Origin of the sequence: Endozoicomonas montiporae CL-33 (assembly GCF_001583435.1) — a bacterium.
Classification (GTDB): Bacteria; Pseudomonadota; Gammaproteobacteria; order Pseudomonadales; family Endozoicomonadaceae; genus Endozoicomonas_A; species Endozoicomonas_A montiporae.
Window position 1 is genome coordinate 1,092,451 of record NZ_CP013251.1, and the last position, 22,683, is coordinate 1,115,133.

Consider the following 22,683-nt stretch of genomic DNA (forward strand, 5'->3'; position numbering starts at 1 on the left):
TCTTTTCTTCTGACGAAGACGTATCAAAAATTAATTCAGAATAATAAAGAGAAGGAATCGCCATGGAAGGCTTTCATCGTACAACGCTGTCCAGTTCTATCGATCTGGTCAACAGAAAGGCCTTTAGTCACCTTCACTGGCCAGCAGTGACAGGCGCATTGCTTTCTACTCAAGCGCTTGCGGTTGACAATGATATTCAGGCGGTCGATGGCATCACTTCGGTCACCAGTGTCAATAACGTTCATACCATTACTTCCCTCAAGCGTTCTAATTCTTCTGCCATTAATGTGTTTGATAAGTTTGTTGTGGGTAATGCTCATACCGCCAATCTGACGGTACCTGCTGATGCCAGCAACCTGGTGAATATTGTCAGGGGAAGTGACGCACCTGAGATACACGGCATTCTCAATAGCTATAAAAACGGTACGCTGGGCGGCGATGTTGTGTTTGCCAGTTCGGCAGGGTTTGTCGTCGGTGAAACCGGTGTTGTTAATGTGGGCAGTCTTTCTGTCAAAACACCCGACGGCAGCCTGATGGATGCCCTGCTGAGTGGTGGTGAGCCGGTTAATGCCGAGGTGAGTAATCTTCTCAATAACAGTTTCAGTGTGTCGTCTTCAGGGTTGGTCAGGATTCAGGGGAAAATCAATACGGCATCGGGTGTTGATATTCATGCTCACAGTATTGAGGTTGGTGATAACGCCATTGTAATAGCCGGTAATGCGGCCTCTGCCACCGGTGTCAGCAATTACGGTGTGAATGATGATTACACCGCGGTTAACGTTGATGACCTGACGATTCCAACGGAATTAAAAGTTGACGGTGGCAGCATTGTGCTGAAGGCCGCCAGCACGGCGGATAATGCCATTAACCTGTCGGGTGATTTGTACGCCGATGGCGGTTTTACAATCACCGCCAGCGACATTAATCTTGCCTCGGATGCAACGCTGGATGCGCGTCATGCCAATGGTTCCAGCCGAGGCGATATAACCCTTACGGCGGCCGTGAGTGAAGAAGCGGGTCTTGGTGTGGTGAATGTCAGCACGGCAATCGACCTTGATGGTCAAGTGTATGCCGCTAACCTGACGGCAACGGCGGAATCCAAAGCCGCCAGTAGCATTAAAGAAGAGCCCGGCGCTGCCATAGGCTCTGCTGTGGGCGGGGCTTTCGCAGGCGCTTCATTTTATCTGATGGAAGCGGACGCAGAAGCTACCGTTAACGTCAACAGCAATGCTCATATAAACGCCAGTGGTAATGTAATCCTGAGTACGGAATCCCATGCGATTGCGGATGCTTCTGCCATTACATTGGGGAATGCGTTGCCCGGTGCCGTAGCGGCTATTTACGCCTCCAGTGATGCCACCAGTATAACTCATGTAAAATCCGGCGCCACCATTGAAGCCGGGGGCGATTTAGAGGTTTCAGCCCATAACGAATCGTATGTATCAGCAACGGCGTTTAACCTGATTGCAGAGGATGCCAACAAGGTTGTGATTGCGGCGGCTGTGGGTGAATCTGACGTTGATGCAACCGCAAAAATTGACAGCGGCGTGACTCTGGATGCTGATAATTTGGTGGTTGCCGCAGACAACCAGAATTACTATCACGTTTCTGCTTCGGCTTATGGTTTGAAAGCAACCCGTTATGGTTTGGCAGTGGCGGTGGGTGACTTTAATACCAATGCCACTGCGGAACTGGGCAGTAGCCTTGGCACGGATCAGGATAAAACCGGCGATGTCACGATTACGGCTTTAGACCGGACTCTGAACCAGAGGGTTCATTCCGGTGTGACGGTGGGTAGCAACCTGTTTATGCGCACCATTGGCTCTAAAGCCATCAGTGGCATTTCGGCGCTGCAAAATGGTGTTCATAACTATACGACCAAGTACCTGCCTATTGGGCACTCGGCACCCACGGATGAAAGTGGAAAGATCAACTTTAAAGGCGGCTTGTCGTTTTCTTTAAACCTTTCTGACCACGAAGCGTACAGCTATCTCGGTACCAATGTGTCCGGACAGGCCGATGCGCCTCATATCCATGCCACCGGCAATGTGCTTGTTGCCAGCCAGACGGATCTGGGCTCGGATAACGCGCCCGTGGCGGGGGGGAATAGCAGTGGTGCTCTGGGTGGTGATCAAGGAGGGTATCGCACTTCGTCGGAAACAGCGGTTTCATCACCGAATAAGCAGTCGGGAGGGGACAATCAGACTCCAGCTTCTGACAAAAGCCTTGCTTTGGCACTCAATTTTGCCATTAACGACAGTGACGCCGTGGCAGAAGTTGGCGAATCGGTTCAGATTGATGCCGCTAATCTTGGCGTGATCGCGGCGCAGCACATGCCCATTGTGTCCACTTATGATAAGTGGGATAACTTTTCCGATGTAGTCAGCAAGTTTAATGGTGTCGGAGGTCTACAGAATAATATCCTTACGGCCTTTGCCAATGCCGGAGCCGCGGCAGATAAAGAAGCCTATGGTGGCAGTTTTAATGTTATCTGGAATGACATGGACACCAAAGCCTGGATAGACGACAACGCAAAGGTAACAACCACGGGAACAGGCAATTGGAGTGCCAGTCGAACTGTTGAAGCCAACAGCCGCATTCCCGGTTTTCTTGGTGACAGCAGCGTTTTCAAAGACATTACGTACACCTTCGATTTTACGGACTCAGTCACCGTCCATGCGTATAACCTGATGGAAACGGCGACGGTAGCGGGCAACCTCGGTACGCTTGGTTTGTTGCCCAATGCCAATGGCACCAATGAAAAAGGCAAGTCCATTGGTGGTTCCATTTCTTACAATCAGCAGTCCGGTTCGGCGGTGGCGGGTATTGGCAAGGCCACGGTTAACGCGGCGGGTAATGTGGGCGTTTACAGTGAAACCGACGAACGTCATTTTCTGGTGACACCGTCGTCGGGTCAGGGCAGTGGCGTTGGTTTTAGTGGTGTGCTGGGCTTTTTAAATTCTGAAGTACTGACCCACTCTTCATTGCATCATCAGGCGCAATTAAGCGCAGATAACCTGCTGATTGTGGCGAGTCATGATTTTGGAAACTGGGCGGCGGCCGGTGCCTTTAACTGGTCAGATGAGTCCGCAGTGGGCATTGCGATTGCTGCCAATGTTTCTCAGGGTGATACCAAAGCGTTTATTGGCGATAACAGCAGCGAGTACAACAAGGTCACGTTTGAAAACAGCAACAACGTGAAGACCGACAAGCCTGTGCCAGATTCACCTACGGCGCCTGCACCCACGAAAGGGATTGTGGTGAATTCGGTAGCTGTCCGTGGTCGTGCGGCGGGTACGAATGGCTCGCTGGCAGTGGCGGGTGCCGCAACAACGGAACCTTCTGATAAGCCGGGAATGGGCACCAAGTTTGAAAAATGGTTCAACGGGCTGTCTTCCAAAGTGGCTTCGAATTACACCGGCGCTTCCGGCAGTGGCGGCGATGCTTCCGTAGGCAGTGCGTCTGAAAGCGGAAAAAATGACTCAGGCGGTTCCGGTAACAGCTCTGCCGAGGTGTCCGCCGATCAGACCGGATTAGCCGGTGCGGGCAGCTTTACCGTGTCGGTTAATAACATTGATGCCAAAGCTATGATTGAGGGTGCTTCTATCAGCGGGCACTACAATGGCAGCAGTTACAATGATGTGGATGTCGACGTTCAGGCTCTGGAAAAAGTGGTGTCTGCCAGTGCCTCGGGTTCAGCGGCATTGTCATTGCTGGGCGCACAATCACCGACCAACCAGAATACGATTGCCGGTGCTATTGCTTATCAAATCAGCTTTAACGACGCACTGGCCTGGATAAAAGATTCAACCATTTCCTACGCCGACGATGTCAGTGTGCAGGCTCTGCATGGTGGCGATCAGACCTCGGTTGCACTGGCGCTGTCTGTGACCAAACCGGATTCGTCATCCGGACAGACACGCAATGGCGCACTGTCCGTTTCTGGTGCTCAAATCTTCGACGGCACGTCTGCACGCATACAAGGCTCTTCCATCAGCTCCAACCAAGGCAGCGATAATAATCTGGAAGTGTCGGCTTATAACAACAGTCATGTGGGAGTCGGTGGCGGTACATTGTACGCCGGTGGTAAGCAGGGTGCTGGTCTTGCTATTACGTTTGCTGAAATCAACGATCCTTCAGCCATTATCGGTGATGCCAATCCCGATGGTAATAATACCCTCAGTACTGCTTACGACGAGGACGTTTATGATGGCGCAGCCACGGAAGCCATTATTGATTTTAGTGGCAGTAACCGCTCTTATCTGAACGACTTTGACCGTGTAGATGTCAGTGCCCGCAGTCTGAGTCAGATTGGTATTGGCGCGGCAGGCATTGGCTACAACAATAATCAGGAAGATTCGCTCGGTTTTCAGGGCAGCTTTGCCATAGGTTCTATTGGCGCGGATACCAAAGCGTTAATCAAAGGCACGAATATTACCGGTGCTGGTGTCGTCAATGCGAACGCCAGTGGCGACAAAGACGGTAGTCTTGACTCCATTCTCAGCGGATTGGGTTCCAGCAAGTTAAATAAGGATTATGACTTTAGCGGCGCTGAAGCCATTGATAATACCAACGTTCATACCAATGAAAACGGCAGTGGTTCGACCTACAGCTATTCATCGGAAGGCAAGCGGATTATTGCTGTAGCGGGTGCTGTTCAGATGGGCAAAAAGAATCTGGGCATTTCCTATGCCCATGCCGACGTTAAAAGCGAAACCAAAGCCCGCTTGGTAGACGTCAATATCAATAAAAACGATGCCGCCGCAGACGTTAGCGTGAATGCCCGTGATGATTCATTGCTTTACACCGTAGCCATTGGCGTTGGTGTGGGGACGGGTGGTTTTTCCGGCGTTGGCTCTGTGGCGGTTAACCGTTTGAATAATCAAGTGCTGGCAGAAATTGGCAATTGGAATGGTTCGGATAAAGGCACCATTAATGCCAGCAATGTGTCGGTTGTTGCCCAGAACGATATGGATCTTATCAACGTTGCAGGTTCGGTTGCTGTTGGCAGTGGTCAGGGCGGGGCATTAGCCGGTGGTTTGGCAGTGGCTTTGAATCTGGTGGGTACGGATGAGCATTCCACTAAAGCCAGAGTCAGCAACACCAGCCTGAAAGTCGATGAAAACCTGACGGTCAGAGCGCTCAGTGGCACCTCGAATGATCATAATTTGCTGGTCGGTAATGCCATTGCCATCGGTGCCAACCTGAGTCAGAGCGGCATTGGTTTTGCCGGTGCTATTTCAACCAACAACATTGACCAGTCGGTTGAAGCCGGTATTAAAGACATCGCCACCAATCGAAGTAGCGATGCTGCTTCAGACAGTGGCGGCGATGTGATTGTTCAGGGGCAAGACTACAGTGACAGCGTAGCAACAGCTTGGATGGGGGCGGGTTCCGGTAACGGTTCGGCGGGTGGTGTGGCTATTGCCACTAATCGGGTGGATTCCGATGTCACCGCAGAAATTCTGGGTAATAATGGCAATCCGGGCAGCACGACCCTGAAAGCAAAAAATGTGGTCGTGGACGCTTATCGTCGCAACTGGTTGTTGACCATTGATGCAGGCGTAGCCGCTTCCAAACAGGTGTCGCTGGCAGGCTCTGTCGGTACGGGGATTATAGACGGCGATGTTACCGCACGTATTGCTAAGGATGCCCGTATTGAAGCATGGAACAATGTGTTGGTGAACGCCGATGCCCTCAGTGTCAATTTAGTGGGCAGTGGTGCAGTGGGTATTGGTCTGGATGCCGGAGCCGGTGCCGTTGCCATATCCACCGCAATGGAATATGGCAAAACAGAAGCGTACATTGATGACGCCGTGGTCATTGCTAAAGGTAAAGGTGCCACCATGCGGGTGGATACCGGAGACCTTGAAGGGTATGGCGATCTTCCTGATCTTTCTACCGCGGGTGATGATTCCAACCCCGATGCTGTGTCCATGAATGACCTGACCAGCGGGTTCGATCTGCTCTCTGTTGAACGCACCAAAGACTCGGTGAATGGCTTGGTGGTCAACGCCACCTCCAGAACCAAACAGCGAGCCATCACTGTCGGTGGTGCCGGTGGTAAAACCGTTGCCATTAATGCGAACGTTGCCACCAACGGCACCTACAACGCCACCAAAGCGTATATCAACGAGGCGACCATTAACGATGGTGTCAGTAATGAAGACGGTGCGGATGTTTATGTTCGTGCTAATGCCCACGAAGCAGGATTAGCCGTTTCGGCAGGGATTGCCGTCTCTGGAGGCGGAGAAGCGGCAGGCGCCGGTGTGGGTGGTTTTGCTACCAATGCACAGAAGCGTTCCAGTGAAGCCACCGTGGTGAACAGCACGTTGAATGCAGACAAGCTGACCATTGACGCTAATTCATCCAAACTGGCGCAGGCGGTATCGGCCGGTGTCGCTGCGGGGCTGGGCGCTACAGGCGGTTTGGGTGGTGCGGCTTCCGTCGTGATTACGGAACAACTGGGGCATACCCGGGCATGGCTGCGGGGCGGGACAACGAATGCCGATGAGGTGGTGGTGGTTTCAGACCGCCGTCAGGAAACCAATGTTGCGGCGGGTGCTGCGGGCATTGGTACCACGGTGGGTGTTGGTATCGGTTTGGCCGTGAACATCGTCGGTGGTGACTCTCTGGCGATCATCGGCAATGATTTGGACGACAGTGGTGATACACGCACCATGGCGGTTAATGCAGATACTATCAAGGTGGATGCCGACCGTGTTTCCAGTGCGAACAGTTATGTGTTTGGTGCGGGTTTGTCCGGTAGTTTTGGTGTTGCCGCCATGGTCAACACCACGGAATTCCGGGGTGAAACCCGTGCCGGCATTCACGGTTATCTGAAAAGCAATAACCTGACCACGGACCTTCGTGGCAGTGATGGCAGCTCTGCTGCGACTAATGTCACGGTGAATGCCCAGAGCATTCAGGATGCGGATCACTGGGCGGCGGGTATTGGTGCCGGTGCCAGTGTGGGCGTGGGCGCGGTTGCCAATGTCGTCCTGGGTCGTTCACAGGTTTACAGTGAAGTGGTGGGGTCGGATATCAAGGCCGATACGCTTGATCTTGATGCGACTGCCCGGCGTACTTCACGCCTGATCAGTGTCGCCGGAGGCGCATCCACCAATGCTGCCGCCGCCGTGAGCATTGGGGTGGCACTGTACGGTCAGGGGGATACGACCGCAGAAGATGGCACGAATGCCGAAGACGAATTCGACCCCAGTCGCAATGAAGCCAACACCGTACTGGCGACGGATACCGCCAGTTATAACAGACATCTGTCTGATGAAGAGCTGGCAACGCTGTCGGCCGATTCGGGTGTCACCATAGAACGCAGCGGCATTCCTTCTGCGTCAACCACCACAGAGTCTGGTCAATCCCTTAAGTTAAGCGGTGAAAGTGTCACCGCAGCCAGAATCAGTGGCGGCGATATTGATGTGGACACGCTGAATGTTAATAGTCGTACATTGCAGCACAGTTATCAGGGGCTGGGTGCGGCTCAGGTCAGCACCGTGGGCATCGCCGGAGTCATCGGTATTAGCCGGTCCTATGAAATGAACATCGCCACTGTAGACAGTAACATCAAGGCTGACGATGTGGTGATTGGTGCCAGCCTCGAAAACGTCAGTGACGACGATGCCGCGTTGGAAATGAAAAGCTTTATTGTCGGGCTGGGTGGCACCAGTGTTGTGGTGAATTATAACGATGCCCGCAGCGAAAACCGTGTGGTGGCAGGCATCAATTCCGTAGAAGGCAATGACACCGGCGATCTGGTGGTGTCAGCGCATGATTCTACAGAAATCCGTTTGGGCGATGTGGACAGCGGCAAACCTTCATCGGCTACCGATGGCAACCTTAACTTGAATATTGGTGCCGGAGCCATAGGCGTCAGTATCGGGTATGCCGAAAAAGACAGCGATATTGATGCCTGGATTGGCGAAACGGGCAAATTGATTGACGGTTTTAATAGTATCAGCCTGAACGCTGTTAATTCAGGCATGGTCAAGAGCACTAACTTCGCGTTGGCGGGTGGTTTGCTTGCCGGCGTTCAGGGCGTTGTGACGGATGCTCGTGATGATTCTGATGTGAAGGCCATTGTTTACGGCACCATTGATACAGGCTCCGATACCAGCGTCGTGAATATTAGTGCCCAGTCTACACCCGAGCTTTACTCCAGTGCTTATGGTGTCACTGTGGCCGCCGGTGGTTCTATGGGTGGGTCGTTTGCTTATGCGATCACCAATACGAAAGCAGAAGCGGAAGTGGCTGATGGCACTGTCTTTAACGGCAGTGGTCATGTGGTGGTGCGCTCAGAGACGGGTAGCGGTGCGGATGGCTACGAAACGGCTTATTCTGCAGCTTTTGCTGCGTCTGGCGGGCTTTTTCTGGGTGTGGCGGGCAGTGAGGCTCGTTCAACCAATAAAGCTCAGTCTGTTGCCCGTGTCGGTGACGGTGTTTACTTGCCGTATTCTGACTTCTCGGTGTACTCACGTCATACCGGCGTGCAGATTGCCGATGCCGATGGTTATTTTGTCGGATGGGTTGCTGGCGGTTATCAAACGGGTGTCGCTCAGTCTTTCTCATCCAGTCGGGTTGAGTTTGGCAAGAATCCCATTGCAGCCCTTGAGCGTCCGGGTGATTTGATTCTGGATGCCAGCAGTTATAACCAGAACCAGAGCTTTACCACCGCAGGCGGTGGCGGTTATTACTCGGGCAGTGCCGCAGAATCGGTGATGGATGCTGGCGACCATAGTAATGGTCATTATTCTGCTGCCGTGCTTGTGGATGATTGGTCCGGCAATTATCGGGTGGTGCCGGTGGATGCGGGCGGTGTTTATATTTCGGCTGCCAGTGAAACCGAGTTTTTTGCCGGTACAGATTCGACCACCGTTTCTGTGGTGGGTGGCTCGGGTGCGACTTCGTTGGTAGAAGTGGATACCAATGCCCAAGTCGAATTAGGTGAAAATGTCAGCTTCTCGGCGATGCAGCTCGATATCGACGCTATTAATGGTGCCTCTCAGATTCAGAACCCTTATTTCAATGGCTTTACTTCTTCCATTCACGGTGTCGGTGGGGGTGCGCTCAATGGTTCGGCGGGGCTTTCTTATCAAAACCTGAAAAATCTGACCGCTGAAGTGGTGGTCGGTAAAAACGCCGTTCTGAAAATTTCGGATCTGGCGTGGCTCGATGACACCTACGATCACAAGATTACGCTGGATGCGTTCACTGATTTCTTTGTCTACGACGAATCTAAACTGGAAATCGGTGGTGCTTTACAGGGTGCGGGTGCGGAGTCTGATGTTGACGTTAAGGTGCGTAACAAGATTTCACTGGGCGAAGGTGTAGAGCTTTATAATCCGGTGGGTGAAATTGGCATTGGCACCTATTCACGGGGAAGTGCCGTTTCTCAGGCGAATGTGACGGTGTATGCCGCAGCCGGTGTTGTCGGTGGTGTCAGCACGGTGGATCTGGATATTCTGAACCAAGTAAGTGTGGGTAAGAATGTCGAGATAAACGGCTATGGCAATGTGGGCATTTACAGTGGTCGCAGCAGTAGCTATTTTCAGGAAAACCAACTAACAGGCAATGCGCTTGCCAATGTTTATAACTGGACAGCGATTCCTATTCCGGCGGGTAACAAGGCGAAATCCAATATCACGCTGAACAATAATGTGGTGTTTGCGGATGGCTTTGATATCGGTTCTGACAGTCATGTCTTTATTGAAGCGAACGAAGGGCTGCTGAGCTCTTCTCACCGTGGCGTTGAAAAAAATCCCTATCTGGAACTGTTCAGTTCCGAAACCAAGTTTGGCAGCAGTGACACAATCACCAGTAATGTTCTGACGTTTAACGGCAGTGGTTCTGTCGTCGCGGGTCAGTATGCTTATCAGTGGGTTGAAATAGAAACCAACGGTACGATCAGCAAACAACTCTACCGATACGGCACCGCTGCCAGAATGGACGATAAGTATTCCAGTCGTGCTGAACTGCAAGCGTATATCAAGGAGCTGGAGGATCGGGTGACGTTGCTGGAGTCTTGGGATGGCTCCAGTACGGTGATAGGAGGCATTACTGTCAGTGATGGCGACGGTGAAGATGGTGAAGACACCAGTAGTTCATCGGGTTCGGCATCAGAAACGGTAGTTGATGGCGGCTCTAACCCTTATCTGGCAGAAATAGAAGAACTAAAATCAGAGATCGTATTGTTGTCCGCGATTGTTAATGACCTGTCGGCTAATCCGAATTATGCCATAAGAGTGGCGGATGTTCAGGCGACGGCGGGTAACATTAATCTGGTGGCTGACACCATTACATTGGCTGGCAGTAATAAGCCGACCTTCACCGCGAAAGGCGATGCCTACGTTAAGGTGGATAATAAAACCGATGAACACCTGTTACTCGAAAATCTGAGTATTACCAATCAAACCGGCGGTAATGTGTTTGTCACGGGCGGTGCTTCATTGGGTAGCAGTCATATCTTTGAACAGTCTGGTAGTGATTATACATCGACCACCGGCATTGTTATTAGCCATGCACCGACGGGTGCGAACTATCTGGACTCCGACGTTATTATTAATGGCGACCTCTCGAACCTGTTATCCAGCGTGACTATTGATGTGGCAGAAGGGGACTTAATTCAGCAAGCGGTGATTGAAGCCAATGCCATTAACCTGAATGTCGAAAATGGCAGCTTGCTGCTGAATTCCAACAAACCTCAGACTTATGGTCGTGACCCTAAAGCGCTGGTTAACTACACCGCAGGATGGAAGCCTTCGGCCGAAGGGTTTGTTCAGCTGTATATTAACGACAAGTACAGTACAGCCATCAATGCCACCGGCATTAATGATTTTAACAACTGGTTCACGGGCAGGGCGATTCGCCATACGGATGATCAGAAAAGTTATTATCAGGGCAGTGGTTACGGCTATGACGAGATGAACATCTACTTCAATTGGGGCTTCAGTGACAGTCAGGAATATAGCGACAATGGTGCGATTGTGTTTGAAATGCGATCCAACAGCAGCGGTCGTGGTGGCAAATATTGGAAATTCAAACCCGTTTGGAACAAGCAGTCTGATCTGACTCAGAGTGCCACTTACGCTCAGGTAAAAAGCGCATTGGGAGGTACTGGCACCTCCATCATTGGCGAAAAGGTGGTAATTAATGCTGAGCGTTTGGATATCAACGGAAAAATTATTGTTGGTACGGATAACGCATGGTCAGTGGATGTCGGATCAGGTTTTGATAATAAAATTGCTCAATATATCAGTGATGCCGGACTGTCTGCCGGTGATGTCGTTAATATCAGACCCGGAGAAACCAAAACACTGTGGGTCAGAAACAGTTTTGGGCTGTTAGAAAGAAAATTCTATACATTTGATGTGTCGTCTAATGGGGGTTCGAGCGGCATTGGACTGACCTATGATGTCGCTTCGGGCAAGCTGGTGGCGGACGATATTCCGGTGAGTGGTGGTGGCTATGTTGCGATTCGTGCCCGAATTTCTTCCACCGGACAGGATGGCAATATTACCGTTAAAGACGGTTTGGGTCAGATTGATATCAATAACGATTCCAACAAGCAGCTGGTACTAGGCACGGTCAGTGCCGGAGACGATGCCACTGGCGTGATTCGAATCACCGACCTGAATAAGCGCAAAAACGGCAGTTATTACAGTGAGTGGTTTGTGCACTCACCCGGCAATAAAATCAGGCAGTACGAAACCAATGCCTGGGCGGTCAGCTACGACGAATCCAATTACATTAAAAGTTTAGGGGGAACCGGTACCACCTCAACCATGACGTACAACCCTCTGGCCGGACAGCTGTTTTATATTCGTGAAGGGGCGACCGTTCGCAGAAGCATTGATCCGCCGGGAGACAGCTCTGAACCTTATGATGGTAAAGACATTGATGGCTACTTTGCCAAATACCCCGGCACTGTCGGCAACTGGTATTACGAAACCGACTGGAATACAGAAACCAGCTATTACACCAACTGTTCCGTAAAAGCCGAAGCGTGCTCGGGTGGTACCGCCAGCAATTATCTGACTCAGGTTTACGACTATGGCGGTGCGAACCTCTGGCGGGTGAAGTGGGGTCTGAGCTATGACAAGTATTACGGTAGCAACATGACCAATGTCGATCCGTCGGTTAGAGTCGCCTATCGAATGTGGATGGATGCCCATACGTATGTGAAGGCGGATAACCCGATTACGTTCCAGTTCACCGGTTCTGCCCAAGGTTCGATTGACCTCACATCCAAGTCAACCATACAACTGACCGGCAATGTCTATAACCCCAGAGGGACGACCAATATCAGTACCCTTCGGAATCTGGTGACCTCAAACTCAACCGCTATTACTTCCGATGTCACCACGATCACGGCAATGGGTAGCATTGGTCGCAAGGATAATGCGTTGTCCATTGTGACCGATGAACTGGGGCTGAACTCCACCCACGGTTCGCTGTATTTCAATGTGACCGGTACGGATGGCGATGTCGAACTTCAGCACCTTAAAGCAAAATACGACATTATTGGGGTGTTTGATAAAGGCATTGTGGCGAAAAACAGCAGCACCCTTGTGCAGTCTGACCAACTGGATCTGACCAGCTCTACCGGCAGTATCGGTAAAGTGGGTACCGTAGGAAACACCAGTACCTATCAATACATTAATATCTCTACCACCGGTGCTGTAAAACTCAACGCGGCAACGGATATTGCGGTCAACCAGAACAGCGGTGATATGGAGCTTCACAGTGCTAATGCCAGTGAAGATATTGTTATCCGGCTGGGCAACGGGCGGATAACCAATGGCATCGGACGACTGGACAAGACGGATGAGGAATTGGCTTATGACGCGTCGGTTTGGGATAGCCTGAACCTGCTCAGTGATGAGGCGGGTGCTGTCACGGTGTCGTCTTATGAGAACCAGTTTTCCCACAAGTATCATACTTACTGGATGTTGAAGCAGAGGCTGAGTGATAACAGTGATGCCAATTTCACCATTGACCCTGCTTTTATTGAAGCTTTGAAACTGCGTTACAGCATCAATGATGAGGCAGAGCTGACAAGTGCTGTGAAGTCTGACTACCAAGGGCTTACACAATGGTTTGCCGATCAGATTGCCGTGGCAGATGTTTATGAGAACCCTGAAGAGGCCATCGGTAAAGAGCAAAAAGGCATACTGTATGGTTACGATTATGGTGACCTGCTGACCGGAGGTTACGATCAGAATTACAAGCTGACGCTGGCGAAAGAGTCCGGCTGGTACAGTGACATGGTGGAAGGCGCTCGCTGGAAGCAAAGTCAGTTGGATATCAGTATTTCTTCTACGGCACTGAATGGTGATGCGTCCAGTCAGATTACCAACCGGGATGCCAATGTTAAGGCATCGAATGTTCATCTGATGGCCAATGGAGGCAGTATTGGTGAAAACCTGAATGATCTGGTGTTCAGTATTAAGCGAGATGGGACAGGCAGTATTTCTGATGCCCAAAAAGCGGCGTTACTGGCAGCAGGGGCAGGGGATATTTCCACGACAGTGACCAATGATGCCGTCACTTTCAATGTGAAGCAGGTTGACCCCATTAAAGTGGATGCGCCGGGTGAGTTATACGCCTCGGCCACCAATGAGATTTATATTGAGTCCACATCTGGTCTTACCATTGGCAAGCTGGAATCGGCCAGTAAAGATATACGACTGATTGTTGATGGTGCCATCAGTGCGAAGGCGGGGCTGACTCATATTAAAGCCAGAGATTTGTTTATTGCGAATACTCAGGGTGATATTGGTTCGCAGTCCAGTGCTGTGAAACTGAATCTTAGCGGTACTTTACGTCAGGCAGGGGCATCCTCAGATATGTACCTTCAGGGGGGTGGAGACGAGCTTTATATTGGGGCGGTCAGTGCTGGCGGTTTGCTTTCCATTCATAACAGCAACGACCTGTTGGCTTATAACGATGATAGTTTCCTTTCCGCTGAGTTTTTCAACCTCGATGTCAATAGCCACGATCTGGGCAGTAGTGCCCGCACTCTGAACCTGATTATGTCCGGAGTCGGAACCTTCCGGGCAGATGCGGGTAATGCATGGTTGAACATCAAAGACTCCAGCCTGTTTACCCTTGGGCAGGTAGATGTCGATAATCGTTTGTCTCTGAATGCGTCGGGCGCTCTGGCTTTGCAGGGTAATATGAAGGTGGCTGATCTGATTCTGGATGCTAACGGCGATCTGACGTCTGGCGCTTACGCAATGACGGTTGGTAATGATGCGGATATTGAGGCTGCCAATATTGACCTGAGCGGTATGAATGTGAACGTTGGCAGTGCCAATATGTATGCCCGTTCCGGCACGCTGGCATTGGGGAATGTGACGGCTAATAAAGGTCAGTTGACGCTGCTGGCTAACGGTCAGTTGACGCTTAATGGCGATGTTGTGACCAAAGCCGACAAACTGGTGGCTGATGCTAACCGGATTGTGATGGATGGACTGGCTTCCGTGACGAGCAGCAGCGATTTGGTTATGTCGGCAACCGACAGCATGAATCTGTTTAACCTGATGGCTAAAAACGGTGCTATTGATCTGGTGGCTACCAACGGCTTCGATGAATCGCTTGGGGCGATCGAAGCGCATGGGTTGGATGCCCGCAAGATAGACATTGACACTCAGACAGACCTGACGTTGACCGGCAGTATTGTTGCTTCAACAGAAAATGTGCAACTGACTTCCGGCGGTGACATGCTTTTGAATGCAGATATCACCAGTGACAAAGGCTCGATTATTGTTCATGGGCAAAAAACACTGTCAGCTGGTCGTCGCTTGAAAGCAGGCAAGGATGTCGTGCTGGAAACGGTTGGCAGCCAAGCTTTGGGTACGCTGAAAGTTGGTAGAAATCTGGATATTGATTTAGCGGGTGGATCTGCCCTGAGTATTGAAGCAGCGACGGTGGGTGGCGTTGTTGATATTCTTTCCAGTGGTGATCTCAATCTCTCCGGTTCTATGGCAGCCAGTGATGTTTTGATTGAAACCGCCGGTGAATTGGTGTCCGGAGGTTCCATCTATTCATCGGCTGGCTCCATGACGCTGAACGTGGGTAAGGGGCTGAATGTTCAGGGCGATATCGGTGCTTTCCGTCATATTGATATTGTTGCCAAAAAAGGTGTTGCGATGGCAGCCGGTCGAAATATGACGGCTGGCGGCGCTATGGATATTGATGCTGCATTCATCAAAATGAGCGACAGTAGCTTGATGCGTTCTGGCGGCGATATGAAGCTGGATGCATCGGGTTCAATGCGTTTGGGCGCGTTGAATGTGGGAAGGGATCTGGATATTGATATAGCATCTGGCTCCGAGTTGTTTATTAAATCTGCCACAGTGAAGCGCAATGTTGATGTACTTTCCAGTGGTGATCTGACCCTGTCTGGCTCGTTGGCAGCCGCAGGTGTCAACATTGAAACGGCAGGAAGCCTGACGTCGGGTGGCGCTCTCAGTGCTTCTGCCGGTTCTATGAATCTTCTGACAGGCAATACTCTCAAAGTTCGTGGTGATATCAGTGCCTCTGAGCATCTGGATATCGTCGCAAAAGGTGGGCTGACGATGGCAGCTGGTCGAAATATGACAGCTGGCGGCTCTATGGATATTAATGCTGCTTTCGTCAAAATGAGCGACAGTAGCCTGATGCGTTCTGGCGGCGATATGAAGCTGGATGCCTCGGGTTCCATGCTGCTGGGCACGCTGGATGTGGGGGGTGATCTTGATATTGATATCGAATCCGGTTCAGAGCTGGCAATTAACTCTGCCACCGTCGTCGGTGATGTGGATGTGCTTTCCAGCGGTGATCTGACCTTGTCCGGCTCGTTGGCGGCTGCCGGTGTCAACATTGAAACGGCAGGAAGCCTGACGTCGGGTGGTGCTCTCAGTGCTTCTGCTGGTTCTATGAATCTTCTGACAGGCAATATTCTCGATGTGCAGGGTGATATCAGTGCTTCTGAGCATCTGGATATCGTCGCAAGAGGTGGGCTGACGATGTCAGCTGGTCGGAATATGACGGCTGGCGGTTATGCCGATGTGAAGGCTGCCTTTATCACGATGAGCGACAGCAGTCTGATGCGTTCTGGCGGCGATATGAAGCTGGATGCCTCGGGTTCCATGCTGTTGGGCACACTGGATGTGGGGGGTGATCTTGATATTGATATCGAATCCGGCTCCGAACTGGCGATTAACTCTGCCACTGTCGCCGGTGATGTGGATGTGCTGTCCAGTGGTGATCTGACCCTGTCTGGCTCGCTGGCAGCAGCCGGTGTCAACATTGAAACGGCAGGAAGCCTGACGTCGGGTGGTGCTCTTTATGCTTCAGCCGGTTCTATGTTCCTGAAAATGGGTGAAAGTCTCAGTGTTCAGGGGGATATCACTGCTTCTGGCAATATGCGCATTGAAGCGGTGGGCGGTGTTGATATTGCACCTTTCCAACGGGTATCAGCCGGGGGGAATTTGTCGTTAACGGCGGATCAGCTTGAGATGACAGACAGTGCTCTGAGTTCGGGCGGATCTATGCAGTTGACGACGAGTGGCCTGATGAACCTGTCCGGGTTGACGGCGGGTGGTCACCTGAGCATTGCCAGTGGGTCTGGTCCGGTCTTGTTTAATGATCATGTTCAGGTGGGTGGTCATGCGGATGTGCGTACTGGTACTGAAGAAGAACCGGTTCCTCAGAGTGTTAACCTTGTGCCTGTTTCATCACCTGCCACTATTCATCTGGCGGCCGGTAAGCGCATAGCGACGGGCGGTAATATGTTCTTTGAATCGGATCATGTTGTGCTGGGCAGTGCGAGTGGGTTGGCATCCGGAGGCAGTACCCGTCTGATTTCAAACCGTCTGGATTTGCAGGGTAATAATTACCTGCATGCCGGAGCCAATCTATTGCTCAGTAATAAGGGTATGACTCTGCCATTAAGCACCAGCCTGAGAGCAGGTGGCGATTTGTCTTTGTTGACGAAAGGTGTTGTGCAGTTGGATGGTCAGGTTCAGAGAGCGGGCGGTTCTTTCATCGTCAATACGGACGACGACCTTTATATTAATCAGGATATTGCGGCTGGCAGACACCTACAGCTGTCAACGCCTGAGAATGTTTATCTTGAGGCGGGCAGGCAGCTGACCTCCGCTGAGAATCTGAGTATTGAATCTGACCGGTTGTATCTCGGTAGAAATACAACACTTGACTCAGGCGGTGATCTTTCCCTTATCAACCATTATTTGTCGTTGCCAGACAGTGTGAAGATACAATCGGGTGGTGATTTTGAATTAACCACCGATGGACGTGTTTACCTTAACGGCACGATTGGCGATGTGGGTGGTTCATTCCGGTTTAATGGTGATCAGTTGTACCTGTATCAGAGCATTAATGCGGGTGAGTCCATTGAATTGAATGCCAGCGACTTCATTTATCAGGGCTATTACCGCAGCCTGAATGCCGGTGATGATATCATTATCAACACCGACCGGTATTACACCCGTTATGGCAACCAGTTAAACGCCGGAGCCAATCTTTCTGTTACCAGCCAGGGTTATCTGAATTTTTATGATGTGAATGCCGGCAATGATTTCAGCGTTGTCAGTGATTACGGTGACGTCTATTTTCGTCGGTTTGTTACTGCTGGCGGAGACATGAGTATCTTGTCAGGAAGGAATATCTACTTGTCTCCGAGGATTAATATCACAGCAGGTTCTTTTGCAGTAGGTTATGACCATCAGGCGGGTGCCTATTATATGAACACCGGCTATGGCTCGTCCATTAGCACCACAGGCGATATGCGGGTCAACACCCGATACTCTCAGTCGTATAAAGCGCTCACTGTCGGTGGAAACTTTGTTGCTCATTCTGATTGGGGCAGTATCCGCTTTAACGAATCGGTGCAGGTGGATGGCAGTATGGCGCTTCAGGCAGGTAGAGATATTGATTTATCTTTTGGAAGGGCCATTCGTGCCAGTTCATTCTCTGTCGGTTCTTCAGAACAGTTTGGGGCTGACCGGTTCAGAATGGGTCAGTACAGCACTATTGAAACCGATGGGGCAACGCTGATACACACCCGGGGCTATCAGAGTATCGGGCATTTAACTTCTCATGCTTCGGGTCTGGCTTTTGAACTCAAGTCAGCAAAGAGCAATATCCGTGGGAATTATATCAGCCGATGGAATAATGCTTCTGTTCACTTGAAGGCCACCAACGAGGGGCAGGCGCTTCTGCAGGCGGCTACCGGCATCGGGCATCCGTTGGTGGTGGATCTGCCGTGGTTATCTGCAGAGACAGAGAGAGGCAAGATATACATTGTGGCTCGTTCCGATCTTCATGCCAGCTTGCTGAAAACCAGTGGTGATGATATCTATATGACGACCATGGGTTCGTTGTCTATTGATGAACTGATCGGTAATCCGTGGCTAGTGATGGGGGATTTTCTGTTCGGGCGTAAAATGACGGTAGAAAAAGGCTCGATTAGAGCAAGAAATGGTATTGAGATTCAGGAGTTGATTAAGGAGGGCAGACACTGGTTTACTTTGTATGCACCGAAAATAGACATCAATGGACGTCAGGTTTCAAAGGGTAGGCGTGGCAGAGCGATTATTAACTCGATATAAAGGAAGGCGCAGGCCAGTTCATCCCATCGTCATCTTCGCGAAGGCAGAGATCTACTGTTCGTGGTGGATTCCCACCTTCGTGGGAATGACGGTAAGCCGGTATATTCTAAGGAAGTAAAGCCTTTTCTAAAGGCGAAAAGGCGTTGCAGGACAGGGGTCAACGTTCTTGTATAATAATAAAAATAATCTTAAAAAAAGCCTGCGATACAGGCTTTTACCTTCTTCACAGCATAAAGCACTGGTGATAACCGTTATTGTCGGTGCTTCTTCATACAGTCTGGCGGCACAGCCGCCGTTGCCTGATCCGGCGGGTGTGATTGGCAGAGAGATAGAAACCCAGCAGCGTCGATTGACCGACTCCATACCGGATAAAAAAGTACCAGCGGTTAAAAAAGACACAGAAAGTCCGGAATCGGATACAAGCCAGATATCCAGTTATTCTGTAGTGGTGTTGCAGGGGGTACGGTTTAACGCTTCAAGACATCTGTCTCAGGGTGAATTGGAAGGCGTCGTTAAACCCTGGTTGGCTAAACCGGTCAGCTATCAGGATCTTCAAACCATTCTTAATGGCATAAAGCAACTCTATCGTAATAAGGGCATTTATACGGCAACGGCTGTTTTTCCGGAGCAGAGTATTGAAGACGGTGTTGTCAGTGTCAGGCTGGTTGAAGGCCGTTTTGGTGAGCTGGTGCTGGCTGGTGATCCCGTGGCTGAGTATGACGCAGACTATTTCCAGCACTGGATTAATACGGACTGGCAGGAAAAGTCTATTGATGTGACGGCTTTGGAGCGTGATATTCAGTTTTACAATCGTGTGCATGACCAGCGTCTTCAGGCTGAACTCAAAGCCGGACAGTCGTTTGGGCTGACGGATGTGGTGATCAGAGTTCCTGAATCCGAGCAAGGGTTGACGATGTATTTTGATAATTATGGCTCTAAAGATGCCGGTGCGGAGCAGTTCAGTCTGTTGTATCAGCGTGAGTCTGTTTTTGATCCGGCCGACAAGCTATTGGCCTATGGTGTTGTTTCCAATGGGTTGAGGTCTTTAAGTGGCAGTTACTTCCGAATTGTTGGCTACGATGGTTGGAGACTGGGTGCAACGTTTCAGTATACCGATATGAGTCTTCAGAGCTACGATGTCAATGTCGTGGGTGATAGCCTGAGATTGTCGTTGGATGCTCGTTATCTTGTCTGGTTCAATGACGATCAGTGGTTAAACCTGCTGTTGTCCGGAAGTCGTCTTGAATCTGAAAATTCGATTGCCGGAGAGCCACTGTCGGACTACCGCAATGACCGGTTTCAGTTTGGAGTGGAATATAACTATGTCGGTCATGACTGGCGGATTAATGCACGTTTACTGAATAGCCGGGTTAATAGCGTATCAAAAATAAACAACGACAATCGTTATATTAATTTGTCGAGCCCTGAATTGTCTGTTGTTTACAACTTTAATAAGCCTTTTTATGTGATGTCTTCCTTGCAGGGGCAGTGGTCTGGAGATAAAAACTTGCCCGCTTCCCTGGGCTTTACGCTGGGTGGTATCTATAGCATCAGAGGCTATCGAAGCAATGCGGTTTCTGGCGACAACGGTTGGAAAAATCAGACAGAGCTTCACTATTATGGTTTCAGTTTGAAACAGTCACCTGTTGACTCATTTATTTTTTTTGATTACGGCGAAATTTATGCGCCTGATCGAAAAGAACAAATCACATCGACAGGAATTGGTTTAAAATTCGCAATGCCAATGGGAAGTATGGAAATCACTGCAGCGCAACGTTTGAATGCTATTTCTTCTTCTGAACGGGGTGGAGAAGTTTATGCCCGATTTATCCTGAAGTTTAATTAAACGTGCATGAGTCTGCTCAGGGTGTGCACCATGGCTTGACTGCATACCCTGAATCAGACGGACAGACTGACTTAGTCGTGATCTTTCAGAATACGCAGACAAACTTTACGGCAGGCGTCAGAGCGAGTTGAAGAAGGTAGAACAACGCCGTGTTTTCTAAGCTCTTTATCGAGTATTGGCCATTCCTCTAAGGTGCCGCTGATGTAGCCCAGTGCCGCCTGGCGAATGGGCTGGGAGACAGAATCATAAGTCGTGTTGTGGCTGGACGTCATTTTTTTTGCTTCCCTAATCGTTTCGGTAGTGGCACAGTTCTGTGATTCTAGCCCTGTCTGCTAAAATACGACATTCGGCAACTTTGAAAAATGCGGTTTAAAAATGTGCCTTACGCAAGTCCTCTGTACAACATGTGGCAGTAACCAAGTTCGGCCTTTCGGATACAGCACTCATGATGTTCCACGATACTATTGCTGTAATGACAAATGTGAAATCAAAACCTTCATGCTTGAATATCGCTACAAGGCCTGTGAGCCTGGCGTTAAAGAAAAAATCATCGATATGGCAATAAATGGCAGCGGAATCAGGGATACAAGTAAAGTACTCGGAATAAGCAAGACAACAGTAATAAAGACTCTAAAAAAAAAGAAAGCGGTCTGGTAAAGGTCAACCCAAATATTCAAACTATTGATCTCAAGTCAGATGCAATTATTCATGTAGGGCTTGTCTGCCAAGAGGCTGAGCTAGATGAGCAGTGGTCGTATGTTCATGATAAATCGAACCAACGCTGGCTTTGGTATGCTGTTGATCACGCTACAAATACCGTGCTTGCTTATGTTTTCGGAAAACGGAAAGATGAAGTTTTTAAAGAACTCAAAACACTTCTGAAGCCATTTGGTATTAATAAATTTTACACCGATGATTGGGGAGCCTATGAGCGACACCTTGATGAAAACATGCATATTATTGGTAAAGCAAACACTCAGAAGATAGAGCGTAAAAACCTTAATTTTCGGACTTGGATTAAACGGTTGGCCAGAAAGACAATTTGTTTTTCAAAGCTCGAAAAGATGCACGATATTGTTATTGGATTATTGATTAATAAAGTTGAGTTTGGGGTCAATATTCACGCGATATAACAGTTCTGGCCCACTACCATCGTTTCATTAATACCCCCAATAGCATCGAAGTTGCTTTGGAAATTATTATTCATGAAAGCAGTTCATCTTATAGCTGATGTTGTTGCTTCATGGTTTTTGTTGTGTTCTACGACACATTAATGTAAGCAAGTTACATGCCTGTTACAGTGAATAGGATAAGAGTAAATACCTAGCCGGTGTCAGATGTTGACACAGGTTAATTTGGAACCGGTTACATTGGTAGAATAGAGACAGAAGAATTTTCTCGGCTTCCAGTGAGTTCTGACGCTCACTTCATTCAATGGTATGATGGCGCGATATACGACAAAAAACAAATAAAAATATTCGGAATGTCCCATGAACAAGGCCAGTAGTGAGTCACTGTCCATTCGTCTTGCTGTTATGCTCGCAGCTCTGGTCGCTATTGGACCCTTCGCCATTGATACCTACCTCCCCGCTTTACCGGCAATGGCTGCCGACTTCGGTACATCCTCAGCCAGCCTGCAGTTAACGGTCAGTTATTATTTTCTTGGCGCTGCGGTAGGACAAATCATCGGCGGTCCTGTTTCAGACAGCAGAGGCCGAAAACCGGTTGCCCTGTTTGGGCTAGGTCTTTTTTTAGTGGCAAGCCTGTTAATCAGTCAGGTTGAATCGGTAAGCCAGATGCTTTTTCTGCGATTTATTCAGGCGTTAGGCGGCGGTGCAACGGTCGTTATTGCAGCAGCGACGGTGAGAGATCGATACAGCGACAAACGGGAAGCCGCAAAGATGTTGTCCCTGGTCTCGATGATCATGCTGATGGCTCCCATGGTGGCGCCCAGCTTTGGCGCAGTCGTGCTCGCTTTTTCACAATGGCGCACCATTTTTGTTGCACTGGCGGTATACAGCGGCCTGTTGCTGGTGATGGTGGTGTTTTATTTCCCTGAAACTCATCACCGGGGAGAGGCGTCGTCTTCATCGGTTCGTACAGTTATTAAAGCGTATGGAAAAGTGTTAAGGCATACCAGAGCCATGGGCTTTATTCTCTGCATTAGTTTTGGTCTGGGGGGCTGTTTACTTTTCTGACCTCTTCACC

5 protein-coding genes are annotated in these 22,683 nt (G+C 50.0%); 4 read left to right on the top strand and 1 reads right to left on the bottom strand.

The genetic code is table 11. The features are described from left to right. Positions 1–62: 62 nt before the first annotated feature. On the top strand, positions 63–18,629 hold the full coding sequence (locus tag EZMO1_RS04825) for a leukotoxin LktA family filamentous adhesin (RefSeq protein ID WP_034875070.1): 18,567 nt from the start codon (positions 63–65) through the stop codon (positions 18,627–18,629). Positions 18,630–18,795: 166 nt separating this feature from the next. Further along, a complete protein-coding gene (locus tag EZMO1_RS04830; protein ID WP_034875068.1) occupies positions 18,796–20,475 on the top strand; it encodes a ShlB/FhaC/HecB family hemolysin secretion/activation protein in 1,680 nt (559 codons plus the stop codon). Between the two features lie 71 nt (positions 20,476–20,546). On the opposite strand, the gene EZMO1_RS26095 is transcribed toward EZMO1_RS04830, so the two are convergent. After that, entirely contained in the window at positions 20,547–20,747 is a 201-nt protein-coding gene (locus tag EZMO1_RS26095) for a hypothetical protein (protein WP_145912472.1), read from the bottom strand. 103 nt (positions 20,748–20,850) lie between these two features. Between EZMO1_RS26095 and EZMO1_RS27995 the strand changes: the two genes are divergently transcribed. Both EZMO1_RS27995 and EZMO1_RS04845 read left to right on the top strand, forming a co-directional pair. Further along, positions 20,851–21,608 (top strand): IS1 family transposase gene (locus EZMO1_RS27995; RefSeq protein ID WP_420809906.1). Its coding sequence is split into 2 segments (ribosomal slippage): positions 20,851–21,118 and positions 21,118–21,608, totalling 759 coding nucleotides; the frame shifts between segments, so codons are not numbered across the junction. 357 nt (positions 21,609–21,965) lie between these two features. Continuing rightward, positions 21,966–22,673, top strand: a complete 708-nt coding sequence (locus EZMO1_RS04845) for a Bcr/CflA family efflux MFS transporter (protein ID WP_051789837.1) — start codon at positions 21,966–21,968, stop codon at positions 22,671–22,673. Positions 22,674–22,683: the final 10 nt, after the last annotated feature.

Excerpts from the sequence above, each read along its gene's own strand:
- EZMO1_RS04825 (WP_034875070.1), top strand. The coding sequence starts at position 63 with ATGGAAGGCTTTCATCGTACAACGCTGTCCAGTTCTATCGATCTGGTC.
- EZMO1_RS26095 (WP_145912472.1), bottom strand. The coding sequence starts at position 20,747 with ATGACGTCCAGCCACAACACGACTTATGATTCTGTCTCCCAGCCCATT.
- EZMO1_RS04845 (WP_051789837.1), top strand. The coding sequence starts at position 21,966 with ATGAACAAGGCCAGTAGTGAGTCACTGTCCATTCGTCTTGCTGTTATG.